Below are 20,785 nucleotides of genomic sequence, written 5' to 3'. Positions count from 1 at the left end.
GGAACTGGCATGCGAGGCGGCCCCGGGCAGTTGCTGGCGGGACGGTACCGGCTGACGGACCGTCCCGAACCTTTCCGCGCCCAGGCGGTGGACGAGCGGACCGGCGAATCGGTGTTGCTGCGTGCCCTGGAGCTGCCCGCGCTGCTGACCGCCGGTCAGGACCCGGAGGACGTGGCACCCGCCCAGGCGGACCGGCTGGTGCGGCGGGTGGCGGCGGTCGGCTCGGCCGCGCCGGCCGCGCACCCGCGGCTGCTGCGCGGGGTCGGGGCCTTCGTCGAGGGCGAGCTGTTGTGGACGGCGGAGGAGCGGCCGGCCGGGCTGACGGCGGCCGAACTGCTGGTCGGCGGGCCGGTCCCGCCGTACCGGGCGGCCGAGTTGGCGGCGGACCTGGCCGGCGCGCTGCGGGCGCTGCACGGGGCCGGGCTCACGCACGGCAACCTGACCGCCGAGTCGGTGCTGCTCTGCGAGGACGGTGCGGCGATGCTCGGCGGACTGCTCGCCGGGGTGGCGGAGGAGGCGCTGGCCGAGGAGCTCGGCGGGCCGGGCGGACGGCGCCGGTACGACGTACGGGCCACCCTGGTCGGCCCGGTGGCGGAGCGCTGGCCGCTGGACGGCGGCCCGGCGGGCGACTGCTGGGCGCTAGGGGTGCTGGTGCACCGGCTGGTCACCGGCCGCTCGCCGTACCCGGAGGGCGGCGTGCCGGAGCTGGTGACGGCCGTACGGGACGGGCGGCGCGAGCACTCGGCGGTCTGCGGGCCGCTGGGGCCGCTGGTCGAGCGGCTGCTGCAGCCCGACCCGGTGCTGCGGCCGACCGCGGAGGCGGTGTGGCGCGAGTTGGTGGAGCTGCTGGCGGGCGCGCCGGAGCCGGTGGACGAGGAGCGGGTGGCGCGGGCGGTGACGCTGAAGCCGGAGGCGCCGCTGGTGCCGGTGCGGCCGCGCCGGGGCGCCCGGGTCGGCCGACGGGGTGGAAACGCCGGGGGTTCCGGGAAGGCCGGGGCGGGCGACGGCGCCGGTAACGGGCCCGGTGGCGGGGTGAAACCGCCGCGGATACCCCCCTCCCTCCTGGGTCCGCTGCTGGTGGGGGGCGTCTTTGTCCTGCTGGCGCTGGGAATGGTCGCCGTGGTGCTGTTCGCAGGCTGACGGCCCGGGCGGATCCGGCACCGCTGGTCCGGGAGGTGGGCGTGATTACCGAGGGCGGCACCGTACGCCTAATGTGTGCGTGGGATTTGTTCGAACAGTGGTCTGCACCAGGCCATCCGTCGCGGTGACGGCAGGCGGAATGTGTGGGGGAGCGGTCGCGGATGGGCGTGCAGGACCGGCCGGAGGCGGCCGAGGCGGAGCGGTTGCTGGCCGGGCGGTACGAGCTCGGCGAGCGGCTCGGCCGGGGCGGCATGGGCACCGTCTGGCGGGCCTGGGACCGGATGCTCGACCGGGAGGTCGCGGTCAAGGAGCTGACCGTCAACCACCTGCCCGAGGAGGACCTGCAGATCCTGCACACCCGGATGAAGCGCGAGGCCAGCGCGGCCGCGCGGATCAAGCACCCCGGTGTGATCACCGTGCACGACGTGCTGGAGCAGGACGGCCGGCCGTGGATCGTGATGGAGCTGGTCGACGGCCGCTCGCTGGCCGACGTGATCAGCCAGGACGGCACCCTGCAGCCGCGCGCCGCCGCCGAGGTCGGCAGCCAGGTGCTCGCCGCCCTGCACCGCGGCCATCAGCTGGGCGTGCTGCACCGGGACGTGAAGCCGGCCAACGTGCTGCTGGAGCGCGGCACCGGGCGGGTGGTGCTGCTGGACTTCGGCATCGCGAAGTACGAGGGCTCGACCGAGCTGACCCGGCCGGGCGACCTGGTCGGCTCGCCGGACTACCTGGCGCCGGAGCGCGCCCAGGGCGAGCGGCCCGGCCCGGCCTCCGACCTGTGGGGCCTCGGGGCCACGCTGTACGCGGCGGTCGAGGGCCAGTCGCCGTTCCGCCGGGACTCGCCGATCAGCACGCTGGCCGCGGTGGTCGACGAGCCGCTGCCGGAGTCGCGCCGCGCCGGGCCGCTGGGGCCGGTACTGGCCGCGCTGATGGCCAAGGACCCGGCTGACCGGCCGACCGCGGACGAGGTGGCCCGGATGCTGGCCGAGGTGCAGGCCGGGCACACGATGGGCTTCAAGGCCGTCGCGCCGGTGCGGCTGCCCACCCAGTCGGTACCGGTGGTGGACCGCAGAGAGCACCGGGCGGAGGCCGCGGAGGCCCCGGACGGGAGCACCGAGGGCTCCGAGGGGCCGACCGAGCCGCGGGCGTCCGCCGGTGACCCCGCCGCAGCCGCCCCAGTCGCTGCCGTCGCGGCCTCCGGCGTCGTGGCCCCCGCCGTCCAGGACACCTCCGGGGGCGGGGTGGCCGCCGGGCAGGCGCACACCGCGCCCGTCGCGCCGGTACCGCACTCCGTCACGCCCGCGCGCGGCCCGGCCAAGCGCCGCAGCACCGCGAAGATCGTCGCCATCGCGGTGGCCGTCGGCCTGCTGGCGGCCGCGGGGACCTTCCTCGCCACCCAGCACGTGGTGGGCGACGGCTCCGACGACCCGACGCCGACCGGTCCGGTCGAGTCGACCGGACCGGGGCCCAGCAGCGACGCCAGCCCCCCGAGCGCGGCGCCCGACGGCTACCACTGGGTCGACGACCCGGCCGGCTTCCGCTTCCCGCTGCCCTCGGGCACCCCGGCCTGGCAGCGCACCGCCGCGTCCGACAACCAGATCTACTACAGCCCCGACAACAAGACGCACTACCTGCAGTTCGCCGTCACCGTCGGGCAGTCGGTCAAGCCGCTGGAGCACATGCGGCAGATGGAGAGCTCCGTCTCCAAGTCCCTGAAGGACTACAAGCAGCACAAGATGACCAGCGTCGCGGTCAACGGCCACGAGGCGGCCGTCTGGGAGTTCAGCTACGCCGCCCAGGGCGGCGGCCGGCGGCGGGCGATCGAGGCCGAGTTCATCGACGACGACGGCACCAGCTACGCGATCTACTCGTCCAGCCCGGAGCGGGGCAACGAGTGGAACGAGGCCGAGCAGCGCTTCAACGCGGTGCTCCACTACTTCGCGCCGACCCGCTGAGCCGACGGCGCCCACGGCGCCCACGTCGGAACGCTTCGACGGCCGGAACGCTTCGACGGCCGGAGCGTCCGCTTTCGCCCGACTGCGGCAGATTCTTGTTACCGACGGGTACCGGACCGGCCCCCGAAGGCCTAGGCTGCGCCGTATGTCGGACCTCACAGCAGATGCAGTGGCCACCGAACACCCCGGCGCCGGCAACCCGGCGGCCCCCGGCGGCGGCCGGACCGTCGCAGCGGCCGTCCCGCGCTCCCTGGTCGACCGGCTGGCCGCCGGCGTCACCGCCGCCGGCGAGCCCGACCTGGTGGACACCGTCGCCCCGCTGACCGGCGAGCGGCTGGCCGGCCTGCCTCAGTCCACCCCGGCCGACGTCGAGGTCGCCTTCCAGCTGGCCCGCCGCGCCCAGTCGGCCTGGGCCGCGCTGCCGGTGCGTCGCCGCGCCGCCGTCCTGCTGCGCTTCCACGACCTGCTGCTCAAGCGGCAGGACGAGGTGCTGGACCTGATCCAGGCGGAGACCGGCAAGGCCCGACTGCACGCCTTCGAGGAGGTGCTGGCCGTCGCCATGGCCGCCCGGCACTACGGGCGCGCCGCGCACACGTACCTCAAGGACAAGCGGCACGGTGGCGCGCTGCCGGTGCTCACCCACGCGGTCGAGGCCCGCCGCCCCAAGGGCGTGATCGGCCACATCTCGCCCTGGAACTACCCGCTGGAGCTGTCCATCGGCGACGCCCTGCCCGCCTTCGTGGCCGGCAACGCCGTGGTCAACAAGCCCGACACGCAGACCGCGCTGACCGCGCTGTGGGCCCGCGAGCTGCTGGTCGAGGCCGGGCTGCCGGGCGACCTGTGGCAGGTCGTGATCGGCGACGGGCCGGTGATCGGCCCCGCCGTGGTGGAGCACGCCGACTACGTCTCCTTCACCGGCTCCACCCGCACCGGCCGCGACGTGGCCCAGCGCGCCGCCGCCCGGCTGGTCGGCGCCTCGCTCGAACTCGGCGGCAAGAACGCCATGCTGGTGCTCTCCGACGCCGACCTCGACGCCGCCGCCGCGGGCGCCGTACGGGCCTGCTTCTCCTCCGCCGGGCAGCTGTGCATCTCGATCGAGCGGCTGCTGGTGCACCGCTCGGTGGCCGACGAGTTCCTGGAGCGCTTCGCCGCCCGCACCCGGGCGCTGCGCCTCGGCGGCGGCCTCGCGTACGGCGCGGACATGGGCTCGCTGGTCTCCGTCCGCCAGCTGGAGACCACCACCCGGCACGTGGAGGAGGCGGTCAAGGCGGGCGTCACCGTGGTGGCCGGCGGCCGCGCCCGGCCGGACCTCGGCCCGTTCTTCTTCGAGCCGACCATCCTCGACGGCGTCACCCCGGACCTGGCGGTCTGTGCCGAGGAGACCTTCGGCCCGGTCGTCTCCGTCTACCGCTTCGACACCGAGGACGAGGCGGTGGCCGCCGCCAACTCCACGCCGTACGGCCTGAACTCCAGCGTCTGGACCAGGGACCGGCGGCGCGGCCGGACGGTCGCGGCCCGGCTGCGCACCGGGACGGTCAACGTCAACGAGGCCTACGCGGCCGCGTACGGCTCGGTCGCCTCCCCGATGGGCGGCATGGGCGACTCCGGGCTGGGCCGCCGGCACGGCGCCGAGGGCATCCTGCGCTTCACCGAGGCGCAGACCATCGCGACCCAGCGGTTGATGCCGATCGCGCCCTCGTTCGGCCTGGACGACAAGCAGTTCGCCGCCGTGATGACCGGCGGGCTGCGCGCGCTCAAGGCGCTGCGCTTCAGGTAGGCCCCCGCGACAGCCGGGCCCCGCGGTCGTGCGGGGCCCGACTCGTGGTTCCCACAGGCATGTTCATCCCGGCGAAGGAGCGGTGGCAGATGGTGGAGTCCGGCGGTGCGACGGAGTTCGACTACGACGTGGTCGTGGTCGGATCCGGCTTCGGCGGATCGGTCGCGGCGCTGCGGCTGACCGAGAAGGGCTACCGGGTCGCCGTCCTGGAGGCCGGACGGCGCTTCGACCGGGACGAACTGCCCAGGAACTCCTGGGACCTGCCGAACTACCTGTGGGCTCCGCAGCTCGGGCTGTACGGCATCCAGCGGATCCACCTGCTCGCCAACGTGCTGATCCTGGCCGGCGCCGGGGTCGGCGGCGGCTCGCTGAACTACGCCAACACCCTGTACGTGCCGCCGAAGGCCTTCTTCGAGGACCGCCAGTGGCGCCACATCACCGACTGGCAGGAGGAGTTGGCGCCGTTCTACGACCAGGCGCAGCGGATGCTCGGGGTCCGGCTCAACCCGACCGTCACCCCCTCCGACGTCCACCTCAAGGCGGCCGCCGAGCGGATGGGCGTCGGCGACACCTTCCACATGGCACCGGTCGGGGTGTTCTTCGGCGACGGCAAGGACACCGACGGCACGGCCAAGGCGGCGCCCGGCGACGAGGTCGCCGACCCGTACTTCGGTGGCGCCGGCCCGGCCCGCAAGGCCTGCGTGGAGTGCGGCGAGTGCATGACCGGCTGCCGGCACGGCGCCAAGAACATGCTCACCGAGAACTACCTCTACCTGGCGGAGCGGGGCGGCGCGGAGATCCACCCGCTCACCACGGTGGCCCGGATCCGCGAGCTCCCCGGTGCCGACGGGAACCACGGTTTCGCCGTGGACGTGCGCCGCACCGACTCGCGCTCGAAGACGGACCGGGTGAAGGCGGGCGCGCGGACCATCACCGCCGCCCGGGTGGTCGTCGCGGCCGGCACCTACGGCACCCAGTCGCTGCTGCACCGGATGCGCGACGCCGGGCACCTGCCCCGGATCTCCGCCCGGCTCGGCGAGCTGACCCGCACCAACTCCGAGGCCCTGGTGGGCGCGCAGACCACCGACCGGCGCTACGGCACCAAGGCGGACTTCACCAAGGGCGTCGCGATCACCTCCTCGATCCACCCGGACGCCAACACCCACATCGAGCCGGTCCGCTACGGCAAGGGCTCCAACGCGATGGGCGCGCTGTCGATCGCCCAGGTCAAGGGTGGCGGAGCGGTCCCGCGCTGGCTGCGCTACCTGGGCAACTCGGTGCGCCACCCGGTGACCTTCGCCCGCTCGATGAACCAGCGCGGCTGGTCCGAGAAGACGATCATCGGCCTGGTGATGCAGTCGCTGGACAACTCGATCACCGTCTCGCTGAAGAAGGGCCCGCTCGGCAAGCCCCGGCTCACCTCCGGCCAGGGCCACGGCGAGCCCAACCCGACCTGGATCCCCGCCGCTGAAAAGGGCGCCCAGGCGCTGGCCGACGAGATCAACGGCTTCGCGGGCAGCACCGTCGGCGAGATCTTCGACATCCCGATGACCGCGCACTTCCTCGGCGGCTGCCCGATCGGCGACGCCCCCGAGACCGGCGTGGTCGACCCGTACCACCGGCTGTACGGATACCCGGGGATCAGCGTGGTGGACGGCGCGGCCGTCTCCGCCAACCTCGGCGTCAACCCCTCGCTCACCATCACCGCGCAGGCCGAGCGCGCCCTGTCGATGTGGCCGAACAAGGGCGAGACGGACCGGCGCCCGGCGCAGGACCAGGCGTACCGGCGGGTCACCCCGGTGGCGCCGGTGCGGCCGGCCGTGCCGGAGAGCGCGTTCGGCGCGCTGCGACTGCCGCTGCTGCCCGTCCCGGAGGTTCCCGAGAAGCGCGGCTGAAGCCGGTCCGACCCCCCAATCCGCCTGCCCCTGTTCCCGGTTGACATCCGTTCGGGTCCGATGGGATAAACGGGCTCCTTGGGGCAACCCAGGGACTCGTCGAGCGGGGGGAACCGGTCCATGGCCAACTGCGCATCGTGCGGCGCGACTTCGGTGGAGGGGGCGTCGGCGTGCGGCTCGTGCGGGCGGCCGCTCGCGCCTCCGCCCCCGCCCCCGCCCGCCGCGGCCCCGCCCCTGCCGGCCCCGCCTGCGGGGGCCCCGCCTCTGCCTGCCCCGCCTGCCCCGCCCGCGGTGGGCACGTGGGGCGCCGGGACGCCGTACACCCAGCCGCCTCCTGTCCGCCGTCTGCTGACCGGGCCCGACTGGCGCCCGGCGTTCAGGGCGGCCGTCGCGCCGACCGTCGTGCTGCTGATGGCCGCGCTGATCGCGGCCATCCCGGGCGACTACCAGTACGAGTACCGGTTCCGGTCGCCCGACTTCGGCGACCGCTTCGGCGCGACACTGTCGATGGCGCTGAACGCGCTCGGCGCGCCGTTCAAGCTCGGGTACCAGAGCCCGCTGAGCCGGGGCCACGCCGAACGGATGGACATCGTCTTCCGGGTGGCGCCGATGACCGTCACCGCCCTGTGGTGCCTGGCGCTCTGGTTCGGCCTGCGGGCCGGGCTGCGGCGGCGCAAGGCGGTGGAGGGCCAGCTGACCCGGGTCCAGGCCGCCGGTGAGGCGCTGCGCACCGCCCTGGTCCTCGCCGGGGTGACGACGGTGCTCTGGGCGGTCGGCGGTACGACCTGGCAGCCGCAGGACACCTACGACATCCCGGACTACACCGGTACCAGCGGCCAGGACCTGGCCCGGCCGGTGATCACCGCGGGCGCCGGCTGGCCGGAGGCGGTCGGCTGGACCGTGGTGCTGGCCGGACTGCTGGCCTTCACCGTCTACGGCACCGACGCGCTGCGCTGGGCCGCCTGGCGTAGCCGGTCGGTGCGGGGCTGGGCGGTGGCCGCGCTGACCGCCGGCCAGGCGATGGCGCTGTCGGTGGCCCTGTCCGCGACGGCGGCCTTCGTCCTGGTCGCGGCGAACAGCACGAGCGGCGGGCAGACCGGGCTGTCGCTGGCCTTCCTGCCCAACCTCGGCCTCACCCTGCTCGGCTTCGGCTCGGGCGCGACCTTCCAGGCGCACAGCGGCATGACCGGCGGCAAGACGTCCTGGGGCGACCGCAGCGAGGACCTGGACCTCTCCTTCTTCGACCTGCGCGACCAGGTGACCGCCGACTGGCGCTGGGCCGGCCTGCTGGCGCTCGCCGCGGCGGGCCTGCTCGGCTGGACGGCGTACCGGCGACAGCTGGACGCGGCCGACCGGCTGCGCCTGGCGGCGGTGCACGCCACGGCGCTCACCGCGCTGATGGCGGTGGCCGGGGCGATGATGACCCGGACCTCGTCCGTGGCGGGCTGGAGCCGGGCCACCGACACGGCGGTGTCCCAGGAGAACTCGGTCGGGCTGACCTTCCTCACCGTCCTGGCGGCCAACGCGGCCTGGGCGGTGGCCGGCGCGCTGCTGGTGCCGCCGCTGCTGGCGGCGGTCCGCGGCGGGGGCGCGCCGCAGGGCGCTGCTCCGCATCCGCATCCGCATCCGTACGCGCCCGCGCCCGTGCCGCCGGAGGTGCCGTACGGGCCGACGCCGCCGCACGGCGTCCCCGCGCAGGGTGGTCCGGCGCAGGGAGCTCCCGTGCAGAGCGGTCCGCCGCCCGGTGTCCCCGCGCAGGCCGCCGTGCCGCAGGACGGGCCGACCGCCCCCGGGGCCGGGGTGAGCGAGGTGCTGGGCTCGCACGAGGCGCCGCCCACCCCCGCGGCCGGGACTCCGGTCCCCGCCGACGCGCCGCAGGCCCGGGGCGAGGAGTCGGTGGACCCGAGCGTCTGGCGCGAGCACCCCTGAGGTCCGAAGGGTCCGGACGGCACAGGGCGGCCGGACCGGGGGCGGAGGCGTCCGGAACGGGCAAAGGGCCCCGCGGGGGAGCGGGGCCCTTTGTCGTTCAGCACTCGGCGTCAGGGCCGCGCCGGTGCTGGGGTGACGGCGCCGGGGGAGGAGCGCCGTCGTGTCGGTTGGCCTGGGGTCGCGCCCTCGCGGCTCCGGCGCGGGTGGCCGGCGGTCTGGGGCGCGCGCGCTCGTGGAGCGGCAGGTGGCGCGCAGGTCTGCGCCGGTCCCTCGCTCACGGAGCGTGAAGTGAAAACCGCTGTCGCCTGGCTGTGCGGCGGCTGCGGAACGTCGTCGGCGGGCCCTCTCGGTGAGCCGTCAGGTCGCCGGGAGAACCGCTTACAACGAGCATCGTGCTGGACGAGGGGCTCGCTCTGCAACCGATTCGGCACAGTTCGACCCTGTCCATTTGCTGCCAGGGCGACCGCCGATGATCACGGTGCGTAGTGGTTGGGAGGATGCGGCGCACGGGGACGCGCGTAGCGGCGCGGGACGGCCGGGGGCGTGCGCCGGGTGTGCCCCGGATCGGGCCGGGGGTGCGACGGCCGGTCCCGGGCGTCCCCGGACTCCGGCCGTCCCACCTCTCGGCCCAGTCGCGGCCGGGTTCGCTGTCCCCTGCTCGCCGACCGCGGCACCCGCGCACGGTCCCACGGAGCCGCGCTCCCGGCGGAGCCGGGCGGCGGCGCCACATGCGCCGGTGGACTGGGGTGAAGCTCCACGCGTGGTCCTGCAGCCGTACGGCGATGCCCCCGCGGGGGTCGGTCGGCGCGTCTGGCGGACGCGGCGCGGCCGTGCGGTCGTCTGAAGCAACGAATCGCGGCCCCGTCCGGTCACGGTCCTTTGGATGGGCAGACGAGTGAAACCGGACAGCCCGGTAGAATCGGAGCCAGACACCCCACGCCCGTCGCCACCGCAGCCCCGCAGGGGGAGGCGGCTCCGCGTGACACCTCGATACCGCTGCCGGAAGGCCGTCTGTGTCCTCTGCAATTCCCGTCCAGTCCGCGCCGGACAACGACACCGTCCTGGTGGTCGACTTCGGTGCCCAGTACGCCCAGCTCATCGCCCGTCGGGTGCGTGAGGCGCGGGTCTACAGCGAGATCGTGCCGAGCAGCATGCCGGTCGCCGAGATGCTCGCCAAGAACCCCAAGGCGATCATCCTCTCCGGCGGCCCGTCGTCGGTCTACGAAGAGGGCGCGCCGCAGATCGACCGCGCGATCTTCGAGGCCGGTGTCCCGGTCTTCGGCATGTGCTACGGCTTCCAGCTGATGGCCGTGACCCTCGGCGGCACCGTCGACAACACCGGTGCCCGCGAGTACGGCCGCACCCCGCTGACCGTCTCCCGCTCCGGCTCGACCCTGTTCGAGGGTGTCCCCGCGCAGCACTCGGTGTGGATGTCGCACGGCGACGCCTGCTCGGCCGCGCCGGAGGGCTTCATCGTCTCCGCCTCCACCGACGTGGTCCCGGTCGCGGCCTTCGAGAACGACGCGGCCCGCCTGTACGGCGTCCAGTACCACCCCGAGGTGCTGCACTCCGACCACGGTCAGCAGATCCTGGAGCACTTCCTCTACCGCGGCGCCGGCATCGCTCCGACCTGGACCACCGGCAGCGTGGTCGAGGAGCAGATCGCCCTGATCCGCGAGCAGGTCGGCACCAAGCGCGCGATCTGCGGCCTGTCCGGCGGCGTGGACTCCGCGGTCGCGGCCGCCCTGGTCAACAAGGCCATCGGCGACCGGCTGACCTGCGTCTACGTCGACCACGGCCTGATGCGCAAGGGCGAGACCGAGCAGGTCGAGAAGGACTTCGTGGCCGCCACCGGCGTGCAGCTGAAGGTCGTCGACGCCGCCGAGCGCTTCCTGAGCGCGCTGAAGGGGGTCACCGACCCCGAGGAGAAGCGCAAGATCATCGGCCGGGAGTTCATCCGGGTCTTCGAGCAGGCCCAGGCCGAGATCATCGCCGAGGCCGGCGAGCAGGGCGAGTCGGTCGACTTCCTGGTCCAGGGCACCCTGTACCCGGACGTCGTGGAGTCCGGCGGCGGCACCGGCACCGCCAACATCAAGTCCCACCACAACGTCGGCGGCCTGCCCGAGGACCTGCAGTTCCAGCTGGTCGAGCCGCTGCGCAAGCTGTTCAAGGACGAGGTCCGGATGGTCGGCCAGGAGCTGGGCCTGCCGGAGGAGATCGTCCAGCGTCAGCCGTTCCCGGGCCCGGGCCTGGGCATCCGGATCGTCGGCGAGGTCACCGAGGAGCGCCTGGACCTGCTCCGCGACGCCGATGCGATCGCCCGCGAGGAGCTGACCGCGGCCGGTCTGGACCGCGAGATCTGGCAGTGCCCGGTCGTGCTGCTCGCCGACGTGCGCAGCGTGGGCGTGCAGGGCGACGGCCGCACCTACGGCCACCCGATCGTGCTGCGTCCGGTCTCGTCCGAGGACGCCATGACCGCGGACTGGTCGCGCCTGCCGTACGACGTGCTGGCCCGGATCTCCACCCGGATCACCAACGAGGTCCGCGACGTGAACCGCGTCGTCGTCGACGTCACCAGCAAGCCGCCGGGCACCATCGAGTGGGAGTGACCACTCCCGCCGGCCGTTAGACCGACGACCGGAGCCTGAACGGTCGCGCCGTCGTTCCCGTATGGAAGGGAACGGCGGCGCGGCCGTTCGCGGTGCGGGCGCCGTTCCCCGGGTGGGACCTCCCACCGAAAGCGGTCAGGAGCGGGCAGAATGCGGACCGGACCTGTCAGGGAGTGACAGGCCGAGAGGGAAGGTGTGCGGGATGTCGGAGGCCAGCAACTCGGTGCCGGCCGGCGGGGGAGCGGCCGACCGGGCCGACCGGGCGGCGCAGCGGCGGGCCCTCGGGTCCAGGTACGCACTGCTCCCGCTGCGGCTCTTCCTCGGCGTCACCTTCGGGTACGCCGCCCTCGACAAGCTCTCCGACGCGCACTACCTGGCCGGGGCGGGAGACCCGGCCTCCTTCGTCTCCCAGACCCAGGCGGCCAAGGCCGGCGGCAGCCCGATCTCGTTCCTGCTCGGCCCCGCCCTCGACCACCCGACCCTGTTCGCGCTCGCCATCGCCTTCGGCGAGCTGGCGGTCGGCCTCGGCACCCTGTTCGGCCTCTGGGGCCGGGCCGCCGCGCTCGGCGGCGCGCTCCTCAACCTCAGCCTCTGGCTGACCGTCAGCTGGAGCGTCTCGCCGTACTACCTCGGCAACGACCTCGCCTACCTGATGGCCTGGACCCCGCTGGTGCTGGCCGGCACCCCGTACCTGTCGGTGGACGGCTACCTCGCCCGCCGGGCCGGCCGGGACCGCGCGCGGGGGCTGGGCGAGGACCACGCCAGGCGCCGGGCACTGGTGGACGGCGGGATCGCGGCCGTCGCGATCGGCGGGGCCGGGCTGCTCACCGGCTCGCTGACCCGCACCTTCGGCCGGGACAAGGGCGCCGCGCCCAAGCAGTCGGCGGCCCCGGTCTCCGCCGCCCCGGGGCCCGCCCCCACGGTGTCCGCCGCGAGCGTGCCGGTCGGCGGCTCGGCCCAGGTCAAGGACCCGGCCACCGGGGACGCCGTCTACATCGTGCAGCCCACGGCGGGCCAGTACTGCGGCCTCTCCTCGGTGTGCACCCACTCCGGCTGCGCCGTGGACGCCCCGAAGAACGGCCGGCTCTACTGCCCCTGCCACGGCTCCCGGTTCGACGCCGCGACCGGCGCGGTGGTGAACGGGCCGGCGGTCAAGCCGCTGCCGAAGTACACCGTCACCAAGGACGGGGACAAGCTGACCCTGGGCCCGCAGCAGAGCTGAGGCCCAGGGCCGGGGGCTCGCTCGGGAGCGGGAGTCCGGGGGCGGCGACTCGGGGCGGATTACTCCTCGCGGCCGGGGCGGCCGCGCCGGGCCACCGCCGCGACCGCGCCGGCCAGGCCGCCGACGCCGAGCACGATGAAGGTGACCGGGATGACGATCCGCCCGTTCACCGACTGGTCGTTGAGCGCGGCGACCAGGTAGAGCACGGCGAGCACGGTGAACAGTGCGCCCGCGATCAGCGAGAACAGGTCGAGCCGGTGCTTCCTCACTGCTGGACCACCTTGATGTTGCCGAGCCCGATGCCGAGTTCGAGGTTGAGCGTGCCCTTGGAGGCCTGGCCGTCGGCCGGGTCGATCAGATAGCTGTGCCGTCCGGTGCTGTTGCTGCGGTCGCCGGGGACGGTGACGTCGCCGAGGCCGACCCGGGCGGTCACGTTCACCGTCACGTCGGCCGGCACGGTGACGGTCATGTCGCCGGCGCCGAGGTCGACCTTGGTGGCGAGGGTGCCGCCGGCCGGGGCGAGCCCGGACAGGTCCAGCCGGAGGTTGCCCGCCCCCAGGTTGTACCGGTCGTGAAGGTCGGACGCCGCGGTGACCGTCCAGTCGCGATCGCCGACGGCGTTCCTCATCGAGTCCGGCGAGTGGCCGACGAAGGCCAGCGCCAGGGTGAGCAGCAGGCCGGTCGCCGCCAGCTTGCGGGCCCGGCCGAACTTCGCGCCGACCAGCAGGGTCAGGCCGACCACCAGCAGCGCGGCGGCCAGCGCCGTCGCGCTCAGCACGGTGGGGTTGTGGTGGTTCGACGAGGCGGACCAGACCGCGGCGGCCGCGCCGATCGCCAGCAGGAAGCCGAAGAAGCCGAGCGCCGAGCGCTCCCGGGGGTGCCGTACGACGGCGGGCTCGGAGCGGCGCTTCGGGTGCTCCTTGCGCAGCGGGTCGCCCTCGGGCAGGTCGGCGCGCTGCCACCAGGGCTGGGCCGGGCCGCCGACCGGCGGCACCGGGGTGCCGAACGGCGGGGTCGCGGTCGCGGAGGTGGCGCCGTACGGGTTGCGCTCGGGGTGGCGCGGGTCCCACAGGTACCCGCTCGCGCCCGGGGCGGGACTGTCGGCGGGGACCGTTCCGGCGGCCCGGTCGGCGGCGTGCCGGGCGCGGGCAGCCTCGTCCGGCGCCGACTGCGGCCAGAGGTGGCCCTCGGACTCGGACCCGGGCAAGTGGCGGTCGTACGGACCCCCGTGCCGGCGGCCACGCCCCCGGCCGCGGCGGCGGTCCGGGTCGTAGCGCACCGCCAGGAAGACCAGGCCTGCGAGCAGGAGCAGCGGGAACATCTGGTCGCCGTCGCCCATCGAGGAGAAGAACACCCCGGTGCCGATCACGGTCAGCAGCACCGCGCCGACCGACTGGCCGTCCACCCGTCCGGTGAGCACCCGCTGGAGCTCGGTGCGCCCGCCGCGGCCCTTGGACGGGTCGTCGGTCGGGACGATCAGCCAGGCCAGGCCGTACAGGAACAGCCCGAGCCCGCCGGAGAGGCAGAGCACCACGGTGACCACCCGGAAGACCACCGGGTCGATGTCCAGGTGCCGGCCGAGGCCGCCGCAGACGCCTGCGACCACACGGCGGTGCTCGGCCCTGGTCAGCGGCGGGCGTTCCGGCTCCGGCGGGGCGGCGGGCCCGGCCTCCTCGATGCGGGGGTCCTCGGTCATGGACACCATCCTTCCGGCAGGTACGGGTCCGGCCCAACCGGGAGCGCCCCTGCCCGTACCCTGACTTGTCCCTGATACGGGCTAGGGACACACCCTGATGCGCCCGCGGGGCCGCGCGTGGAACCATCGGTGGCGTGGCAGCCCCCGGTACCGACCCCCGAACCATCGCCTCCGACGCCGTGCCGTCGGCCGGCGCCGAGTCCAACGCGTCCGACGGCGGGAAGCCGCCGTACCGCCGGCTCTACCGCAGCCCGCAGGGCCGCATGCTCGGCGGCGTCGCGCACGGTCTGGCGGTGCACCTCGGGCTGCCGGTGCGCTGGGTGCGGCTCGCCTTCGTCCTGCTGTTCTTCGCGCAGGGGATCGGCGCGCTGCTGTACGCCGCGTTCTGGTTCGTGGTGCCGATCGGCATCGGCGAGCCCTCGCAGCGCGGCGGCGCCCAATGGGTGTACCTCAACGGCGTGTTCGTGCCGGCCGCGCCCGGGCTGCAGAGCGGCCTGCTGAGCAAGGGCCCCGCCGGCGGCTGGCTCGGGCGGCTGCGTCAACTGCTCCAGCACACCCTGCAGGGCGAGCCGGTGGCGCCGCTCGCGGAGGGCGAAGCCGCGGCGCCGACCGGCAAGAGCGGACAGGGCGGCCTCGCCCAGCTCGCCGCCCTGGTCATGGTCGTGATCGGCCTGATCGCCCTGCTCAACGTGCTCGGCTGGCAGACCGCCAAGCCGTACACCTGGCCGCTGCTGGCGATCGGCGTCGGCGTCGCGCTGGTCTGGCGGCAGGCCGACGACTCGCGCTGGCAGCGCTGGTTCGGCATCGAGGAGGGCGAGAAGCGGCGCGGCGCCTACACCCGGGTCGGCGCGGGCGTGCTGCTCACGGTGGCCGGCACCATCGCGCTGCTCGCCATGCAGGGCAGCGGTTCCGCGCTCGGCTCGGTCATCGAGGCCTCGCTCGCGGTGCTCGCCGGGGTGCTGGTGCTGCTCGGCCCGTACGGCCTGCGGCTGTGGCAGGACCTCGGCGCCGAGCGCACCGCTCGCATCCGCGCCCAGGAGCGGGCCGAGATCGCCGCGCACATCCACGACTCCGTGCTGCACACCCTGACCCTGATCCAGCGCCGGGCCGAGGACCCCAAGGAGGTGCTGCGGCTGGCCCGCTCGCAGGAGCGCGAGCTGCGGCTGTGGCTGTACCGCCCGGAGGCCGCCGCCGAGGCCACCCCGGACACCATGGCGGAGAGCCTGCGCGCCGCCGTCGCCGAGGTCGAGGACCGGCACGGCGTCCCGGTCGAGCTGGTCATCGTCGGTGACTGCCCGATGGACGAGAGGATCGCGGCACAGATGCAGGCCGCGAGGGAGGCGACCGTCAACGCGGCCAAGTACGGTGGCGGGGGACCGGTCCAGGTCTACGCCGAGGTGGAGGGGAGGACGGTGTCGGTGTTCGTCCGCGACCACGGCCCCGGCTTCGACCCCGACACGGTGCCCGAGGACCGGATGGGCGTACGGGAGTCGATCATCGGCCGGATGAAGCGCAACGGCGGCACCGCTCGGGTGCGGCCGGCGGCGGGCGGCGGTACCGAGGTCGAGCTGGAGATGGAGAGAACGAATGACTGAGGCAGCGCCGATGGGGGTCCCCGCGGCCGAAGGCTCCGGGCGTACCGCGCGGGTCGTCCTGGTGGACGACCACCGGATGTTCCGGACGGGGGTCCGGGCCGAGATCGGCCGCACCGACGTGACCGGCATCGACGTGGTCGGCGAGGCCGACGACGTGGACTCGGCGGTCCGCGTGGTCGCCGAGACCAGGCCCGACGTGGTCCTGCTCGACGTCCACCTGCCCGGCGGCGGCGGCGTCGAGGTGCTGCGCCGCTCGGTCGGCGTGATGGGCGAGCAGGGCGGGGTGAAGTTCCTGGCGCTGTCGGTGTCGGACGCCGCCGAGGACGTCATCGGCGTCATCCGCGGCGGCGCGCGCGGCTACGTCACCAAGACCATCACCGGCACCGACCTGGTGAACGCGATCTTCCGGATCGCCGACGGCGACGCCGTGTTCTCGCCCCGACTGGCCGGCTTCGTCCTGGACGCCTTCGCCGCCACCGACACCCCGCCGGTCGACGAGGACCTGGACCGCCTCACCCAGCGCGAGCGCGAGGTCCTGCGCCTGATCGCCCGCGGCTACGCCTACAAGGAGATCGCCAAGCAGCTCTTCATCTCGGTGAAGACCGTCGAGAGCCACGTCTCCGCCGTCCTGCGCAAGCTCCAGCTGAGCAACCGCCACGAGCTGACCCGCTGGGCCACCGCCCGCCGCCTGGTCTGATCACCCCCGGCGTCGAGCCCGCCCGGTCCGGTTCCTCCGGGCCGGGCGGGCTTGTCGGTGGGTGGCCATAGACTCGGAGTGCCATGAGTAGCCTCTTTGACGACCTTCCGCTCCCCGGTTTCGAGGCACTTGCCGCCGGGTCGAAGCAGCCCGACGCGCCCATCGACGAGGAGCCCCCGCCGTACGAGGACGACGTTCCGTACGACGCGTACGAGGAGGCGATCCCGGACGGGCTGTTCCGGACCGACCACTCCGCCGACGCGGAGCGGGACGCCTGGTACCGCAACGGCGCCGCCCGTACGGTGATCGACCCGGCGCAGCTGCTGGAGGGGATGAACGACCCGCAGCGCGAGGCCGTGCTGCACGCGGGGTCGCCGCTGCTGATCGTGGCCGGCGCCGGTTCGGGCAAGACCCGGGTGCTGACCCACCGGATCGCCTACCTGCTGGGCGCCCGCGGGGTGCAGCCGGGGGAGATCCTGGCGATCACCTTCACCAACAAGGCCGCCGGCGAGATGCGCGAGCGCGTCGAGGCACTGGTCGGCCCGCGCGCCCGGGCGATGTGGGTGTCCACCTTCCACAGCGCCTGTGTGCGGATCCTGCGCCGCGAGTCCAAGCAGCTGGGGTTCACCTCCAGCTTCTCGATCTACGACTCGGCCGACTCGCAGCGGCTGATGTCGCTGGTCTGCCGCGACCTCGACCTGGACCCGAAGCAGTTCCCGCCGAAGTCCTTCACGGCGAAGGTCAGCAACCTCAAGAACGAGCTGATCGACGAGGAGACCTTCGCCGACCAGGCCGCCAACCCGATGGAGAAGAAGCTCGCCGAGGCGTACGCGCTGTACCAGCGGCGGCTGCGCGAGGCCAACGCGCTGGACTTCGACGACATCATCATGACGACGGTGAACCTGCTGCAGGCCTTCCCCGACGTCGCCGAGCACTACCGGCGCCGGTTCCGGCACATCCTGGTCGACGAGTACCAGGACACCAACCACGCCCAGTACATGCTGGTCCGGGAGCTGAGCGGCGGATCCGTCACGGCCGCGCCGAAGCGCACCGCGGACGGGGACTTCGTGAACCCGGCCGCCGCGCACCTCGCCGAGGTGCCGCCGGCCGAGCTGTGCGTCGTCGGTGACGCGGACCAGTCGATCTACGCCTTCCGCGGCGCGACCATCCGCAACATCCTCCAGTTCGAGGAGGACTACCCGAACGCGACCACGATCCTGCTGGAGCAGAACTACCGCTCCACGCAGACCATCCTGAGCGCCGCCAACGCCGTCATCGAACGCAACGCCAACCGCCGTGAGAAGAAGCTCTGGACGGCCGGCGACCACGGCGAGAAGGTCATCGGCTACGTCGCGGACGACGAGCACGGCGAGGCCCAGTTCATCGCCGACGAGATCGACCGGCTCACCGACAAGGGCGAGGCCAAGCCCGGCGACGTCGCGATCTTCTACCGGACCAACGCCCAGTCCCGGGTCTTCGAGGAGGTGTTCATCCGGGTCGGCCTGCCGTACAAGGTGGTCGGCGGGGTGCGCTTCTACGAGCGCAAGGAGGTCCGGGACGTCCTGGCCTACCTGCGGGTGCTCTCCAACCCGGAGGACACCGTGCCGCTGCGCCGGATCCTCAACGTGCCCAAGCGCGGCATCGGCGACCGGGCCGAGGCGATGATCGACGCGCTGGCCGCGCGGGAGCGGATCTCCTTCGCCCAGGCGCTGGCGCGGGTGGACGAGGCGTACGGGATGGCCGCGCGCTCGGCCAACGCCGTCAAGAAGTTCAACACCCTGATGGCCGGGCTGCGCCAGGTCGTCGAGTCGGGCGCGGGTCCGGCGGCGGTGCTGGAGGCCGTCCTGGAGGAGACCGGCTACCTGGCCGAGCTCCAGTCCTCCACCGACCCGCAGGACGAGACCCGGGTGGAGAACCTGCAGGAACTCGCCTCCGTCGCCCTCGAGTACGAGCAGGACCCGGGCGAGCGGCCGGACGCCGAGGAGGACGGCGCGCCGCCGGTCGGCTCGCTGGCCGACTTCCTGGAGCGGGTCGCGCTGGTCGCCGACTCCGACCAGATCCCGGACGAGGACGAGGAGGGGCGCGGCGTCATCACGATGATGACCCTGCACACCGCCAAGGGCCTGGAGTTCCCGGTGGTCTTCCTGACCGGCATGGAGGACGGGATCTTCCCGCACATGCGGGCGCTCAACCAGGTCAAGGAGCTGGAGGAGGAGCGCCGACTCGCGTACGTCGGGCTGACCCGGGCGCGCGAGCGGCTGTACCTGACCCGCTCGGTGCTGCGCAGCGCCTGGGGGCAGCCGGCGTACAACCCGGCCTCGCGGTTCCTGGAGGAGATCCCGGAGACGCTGGTGGAGTGGAAGCGCACCGGGGCGGTGCAGGCGCCGGCCCAGCGCGGCTACTCCTCGGGCTCGTCCTGGGGCAAGTCCTCGTCCGGGGGCGGCAGTTCGCGTTCGTCCTCGGGGTCCTCGTCCTCGTCGTCGTTCTCGGCCTCGGCCTCGCCGAAGGCGGGCTGGGGGCAGTCCGCGCGGCGCGGCGGCAAGGTGGTGGAGCGCGACGGCGTCTCGCTGGCCGTCGGCGACCGGGTCACCCACGACAGCTTCGGGCTGGGCACGGTGGTGGCCGTGACGGGCGTGGGCGACCGGGCGCAGGCCACCGTCGACTTCGGCACGCAGGGGCGCAAGCAGCTGCTGCTGCGCTACGCGCCCGTCGAGAAGCTGTAGCGCTAGCGGGGGTCCAGGCCGTTGGCCAGGAACCACGGCAGCGGGTCGATCGGCCCGCTGCCGGCCGGCCGGATCTCGAAGTGCAGGTGCGGCCCGGTGCTGTTGCCGCTGCTGCCGACGAAGGCGATGACGTCGCCCTGCTTCACCGGCCCCTTGCGGATCTTGTAGCCGCGCAGGTGGCAGTACCAGGCCTCGGTGCCGTCGGACATCTTGAGGACCGACATGTAGCCGTAGAACGGGTTCCACTGGGTGCGGATCGTGCCGTCGGCGACGGCCATGACCTGGCTGCCGCCGTCGACCGGGAAGTCGATGCCGGTGTGGCGGTTGGCCCAGTGGGTGCCCGCCTCGCCGAACAGCTCGCCGAGGCCGTGCTGCGCGACCGGCATGACCACCTTGGGTTTGACCGGTTCCGGGGCCGGCTCGGCGGCGGGCTGCGCGGTCGGGGGGTCGCTCGGCCGGGCGTCGGTGGGCTGGGTGCCGGCCAGCGGTCGGCGGGCGTCGCCGCGCGAGGCCTGGGCCTGGTCGCCGGTCGCGAGGGCCTGCCGCGCCGCGGTCCGGGCGGCGGTGTTGTCCGGGGCGTCGGCCGCCGAGGCCTGCGACGGCACCCGCCCGTCCTGCTCCTGCACCACCGTGACGGCCGCCGCGCCGGCGACCCCGAGCGCGGCCATCGACGGGAGCGCGACCCGCAGCAGCGCCGTCCGGGTGGCCGCCTTGGCGGCACCGCGGCGCTCGGCGCGGGACTGCTCGCGGGCGGCGAGGCGCAGCTGCGCACGGGTCGGACGGGCGGCTGCTTCGGGAGCCATCGGGGGCTGCCTCCTCGGTGGGCCTCGGTCACGGACGTCGTCGGTCGAGGTCGAACAGCCGTGACTGTAGCCGGAAGGCCGACGCTCCGGAAAAACCTCCGGTTGTCAAGGGGGCGCTCGGGGGGTCTGTGGGGAGGTCGGCGGAAGGATGGGTATACCCGCTGGTAGCAAGGCTTGGAGCTGTGACTTTGCCCTCCTCTTGGGAGGGGGCGCGGTCAAGCGGGCCGGGTGGCGCTAACCTCCCCTCAGGTTGGTTATTGACCGTTAACCGCGCCCGTGGCCCACGAAGCCCGGTGGGGTGGTGGACAACGATGTCCAGGAGGCAGTGATGAGTGTGTCGGGGCCGATCCGTGTGGTGGTCGCCAAGCCGGGGCTCGACGGTCACGACCGTGGCGCCAAGGTCATTGCGCGTGCCCTGCGCGACGCCGGTATGGAGGTCATCTACACCGGGCTGCACCAGACGCCCGAGCAGGTCGTCGACACCGCGATCCAGGAGGACGCGGACGGCATCGGGCTGTCGATCCTCTCCGGTGCCCACATGACGCTGTGCGCGCGGGTGCTGGAGTTGCTGAAGGAGCGCGACGCGGCGGACATCAAGGTCTTCTGCGGGGGGATCATCCCGGACGAGGACATCGCCGAGCTCAAGGCGATGGGCGTCGCGGACATCTTCACCCCGGGCACGCCCACCCGGGACGTGGTCGCCTGGGTCGAGGCCAACCTGCGGGCGAGCTGATCCTCGGGTGA

14 protein-coding genes and 1 pseudogene are annotated in these 20,785 nt (G+C 73.9%); 12 read left to right on the top strand and 3 right to left on the bottom strand.

All coding sequences use genetic code 11. The features are described from left to right. Positions 1-9: 9 nt before the first annotated feature. The 8 genes and pseudogenes from ACZ51D_RS14125 to ACZ51D_RS14090 all read left to right on the top strand — a co-directional run bounded on the left by ACZ51D_RS14125 (position 10) and on the right by ACZ51D_RS14090 (position 12,527). Positions 10-1,140, top strand: a complete 1,131-nt coding sequence (locus ACZ51D_RS14125; protein WP_465662418.1) for a protein kinase family protein — start codon at positions 10-12, stop codon at positions 1,138-1,140. A 161-nt stretch (positions 1,141-1,301) separates the two neighbouring features. Further along, positions 1,302-3,095: a serine/threonine-protein kinase gene (locus ACZ51D_RS14120; protein WP_465616221.1), complete on the top strand. Its 1,794-nt coding sequence runs from the start codon at positions 1,302-1,304 to the stop codon at positions 3,093-3,095. 145 nt (positions 3,096-3,240) lie between these two features. Further along, on the top strand, positions 3,241-4,872 hold the full coding sequence (locus ACZ51D_RS14115) for a succinic semialdehyde dehydrogenase (protein ID WP_465616223.1): 1,632 nt from the start codon (positions 3,241-3,243) through the stop codon (positions 4,870-4,872). Positions 4,873-4,931: 59 nt separating this feature from the next. Next, a complete protein-coding gene (locus tag ACZ51D_RS14110) occupies positions 4,932-6,767 on the top strand; it encodes a GMC oxidoreductase (protein ID WP_465662416.1) in 1,836 nt (611 codons plus the stop codon). A 291-nt stretch (positions 6,768-7,058) separates the two neighbouring features. Further along, entirely contained in the window at positions 7,059-8,696 is a 1,638-nt protein-coding gene (locus ACZ51D_RS14105) for a proline-rich domain-containing protein (RefSeq protein WP_465662415.1), read from the top strand. A 1,013-nt stretch (positions 8,697-9,709) separates the two neighbouring features. Further along, positions 9,710-11,305, top strand: a complete 1,596-nt coding sequence (guaA, locus tag ACZ51D_RS14100) for a glutamine-hydrolyzing GMP synthase (protein WP_360495125.1) — start codon at positions 9,710-9,712, stop codon at positions 11,303-11,305. 202 nt (positions 11,306-11,507) lie between these two features. After that, a pseudogene (locus ACZ51D_RS14095) lies at positions 11,508-12,035 on the top strand (DoxX family protein); the annotation flags it as partial. Between the two features lie 48 nt (positions 12,036-12,083). Beyond that, positions 12,084-12,527, top strand: coding sequence for a ubiquinol-cytochrome c reductase iron-sulfur subunit (locus ACZ51D_RS14090; protein WP_396288793.1), 444 nt, complete (start codon positions 12,084-12,086; stop codon positions 12,525-12,527). A gap of 59 nt (positions 12,528-12,586) precedes the next feature. On the opposite strand, the gene ACZ51D_RS14085 is transcribed toward ACZ51D_RS14090, so the two are convergent. Both ACZ51D_RS14085 and ACZ51D_RS14080 read right to left on the bottom strand, forming a co-directional pair. Then, positions 12,587-12,796, bottom strand: coding sequence for a hypothetical protein (locus ACZ51D_RS14085; RefSeq protein ID WP_360495131.1), 210 nt, complete (start codon positions 12,794-12,796; stop codon positions 12,587-12,589). Beyond that, the gene (locus ACZ51D_RS14080; RefSeq protein ID WP_465616232.1) at positions 12,793-14,223 is read right to left on the bottom strand and encodes a PspC domain-containing protein; all 1,431 of its coding nucleotides are present in this window, start codon (positions 14,221-14,223) and stop codon (positions 12,793-12,795) included. Before ACZ51D_RS14080 ends, ACZ51D_RS14085 begins: the two co-directional genes overlap by 4 nt. 263 nt (positions 14,224-14,486) lie before the next feature. On the opposite strand from ACZ51D_RS14080, the gene ACZ51D_RS14075 reads away from it, so the two are divergent. From ACZ51D_RS14075 to pcrA, 3 genes are all read left to right on the top strand, one after another. Further along, complete coding sequence (locus ACZ51D_RS14075; protein WP_465662521.1) at positions 14,487-15,818, top strand: ATP-binding protein; 1,332 nt, start codon at positions 14,487-14,489, stop codon at positions 15,816-15,818. After that, positions 15,811-16,515, top strand: coding sequence for a LuxR C-terminal-related transcriptional regulator (locus tag ACZ51D_RS14070; protein ID WP_465616234.1), 705 nt, complete (start codon positions 15,811-15,813; stop codon positions 16,513-16,515). The genes ACZ51D_RS14075 and ACZ51D_RS14070 overlap by 8 nt, the downstream gene beginning before the upstream one ends. Positions 16,516-16,598: 83 nt before the next feature. Then, entirely contained in the window at positions 16,599-19,238 is a 2,640-nt protein-coding gene (pcrA, locus tag ACZ51D_RS14065; RefSeq protein WP_465616236.1) for a DNA helicase PcrA, read from the top strand. A 2-nt stretch (positions 19,239-19,240) separates the two neighbouring features. On the opposite strand, the gene ACZ51D_RS14060 is transcribed toward pcrA, so the two are convergent. Next, complete coding sequence (locus ACZ51D_RS14060) at positions 19,241-20,041, bottom strand: M23 family metallopeptidase (protein WP_465616238.1); 801 nt, start codon at positions 20,039-20,041, stop codon at positions 19,241-19,243. Positions 20,042-20,369: 328 nt separating this feature from the next. Here ACZ51D_RS14060 and ACZ51D_RS14055 point away from each other — a divergent pair, with 328 nt between their 5' ends. Continuing rightward, on the top strand, positions 20,370-20,774 hold the full coding sequence (locus tag ACZ51D_RS14055) for a cobalamin B12-binding domain-containing protein (protein WP_189916109.1): 405 nt from the start codon (positions 20,370-20,372) through the stop codon (positions 20,772-20,774). Positions 20,775-20,785 lie beyond the last annotated feature (11 nt).

The sequence above is a fragment of the Kitasatospora sp. NPDC033851 genome (assembly GCF_055576085.1).
This window is presented reverse-complemented; position numbering and strand designations above follow the sequence as displayed.